Annotated in this window: 1 protein-coding gene; it reads left to right on the top strand. The window is 46.0% G+C overall.

Going from position 1 to position 1,537, the window contains the following annotated elements:
• The first annotated feature begins 96 nt into the window (after positions 1-96).
• Complete coding sequence (locus tag NQZ67_RS29895; protein ID WP_257453154.1) at positions 97-1,455, top strand: IS1182 family transposase; 1,359 nt, start codon at positions 97-99, stop codon at positions 1,453-1,455.
• Positions 1,456-1,537 lie beyond the last annotated feature (82 nt).

Raw genomic sequence — 1,537 nt, 5'->3', positions numbered from 1 at the left:
CAGGCTGTTGAGAAAGTTATAAACTTCAATAAATCACCGCGTTAATATGGTATAATGTAGTTAGTAACCATCCCACAGAAAGCGCGGTGTTTTTTTATGCTTCGCACGAATGATCCCAATCCGCAATTAGACTATGAACTAGTCTGCATTGAGCATATGGTAGAACCTAATCACTTTCTTCGGCATGTTGAGAAGTACATCGATTTTGACTTCATTTTGGACAAGGTTCGGCACTTATATAGCGAGTCCAATGGCCGCCCGTCTTTAGATCCTATCGTGTTTTTCAAAATGCTGCTCATTGGCTACTTGTACAACATTCGTTCAGAACGTGAGCTGGAACGCGTCGTCAACGACACCGTCTCGTTCAGATGGTTCCTTAGGTTAGGTCTAACAGGCAGAGCCCCAGATCACTCGACTTTTAGTTGGAATCGAAAGCACCGATTCCAGGACACCACTATTTTTCAAGATATTTTCGACCAAATCGTAAAGCAAGCCATAGATCATCGTATGGTCGGTGGTCGTTTGTTGGTCACGGACTCGACTCACATCAAGGCCAATGCTAACAATGGCCGCTATGAAAAACGTGAGCTCACATACACGCCGCTAGAATATCTTCAAGAGCTTGAAAACGCGGTGAACGAGGATCGTGAGCAATTTGGAAAAAAGCCCTTTCCTCCAGAAGAGGAGGTGGAAACCAAAACAATAAAAGTTAGTCTAACGGATCCGGACAGTGGCTACCTAAACCGAGATGGAAAACCAGAAGGATTCCATTACCTTGATCATCGTACCGTCGACCACAAAAACAACATCATTACAGACTGCCACGTGACAGCGGGGAACGTGAATGATTCTGTTGTTTACATCGAACGTCTGGAGCACCAACTAAGCAAATTTAACTTCCAATCTACGATCGAAGCGGTCGCCCTTGATTCGGGCTACTGGACCCCTTACGTTTGCCACAAAACTTCGAAGTTAGAAATTATGGCGGTCATCCCTGACCGCCAGTCTCGTGATCATGGGGTGTTCCAAAAAGACCGTTTCACATATGATGCTCAAAAAAATGTTTATATTTGCCCTGGCAATCAAGAGCTAGCCTACCGGACGACTAGCCGCAAAGGGCTTAGAGAATATCGATCAAATCCCGAAACATGTACGCAATGTCCGCTCTTGTCATCATGCACCAACAATAGATCGAACCAACGGACGATTCAACGTCATGTCTGGGAGGAGGACAAAGAGCGAGTAACAGCCAATCGGGAATCCGATACGGGTAAAGCAATTTACAAATTTCGAAGCCAGACGATTGAGCGAAGTTTCGCGGACGCCAAAGTGCTCCACGGGCTTCGCTATTGTCGGTTTCGGGGAAGAGACAAAGTGCAGATGCAAGTATTGATGACAGCAACTGCACAGAACATAAAGAAAATAGCCATGCACCTCGCTAGGCAAGCGGGGTGAGTGGAACCACCGGTTTTTCCTCCAGTGATTTGTTCATTACGGAACCACGCTTCATAAAAATCGGGGGTTTCCCAACAGCCTG

Source organism: Paenibacillus soyae, assembly GCF_024623455.1.
Classification (GTDB): Bacteria; Bacillota; Bacilli; order Paenibacillales; family Paenibacillaceae; genus Pristimantibacillus; species Pristimantibacillus soyae.
The sequence above is the reverse complement of the archived record's forward strand: the minus strand, read 5'-3'. Positions and strand labels throughout refer to the sequence as shown.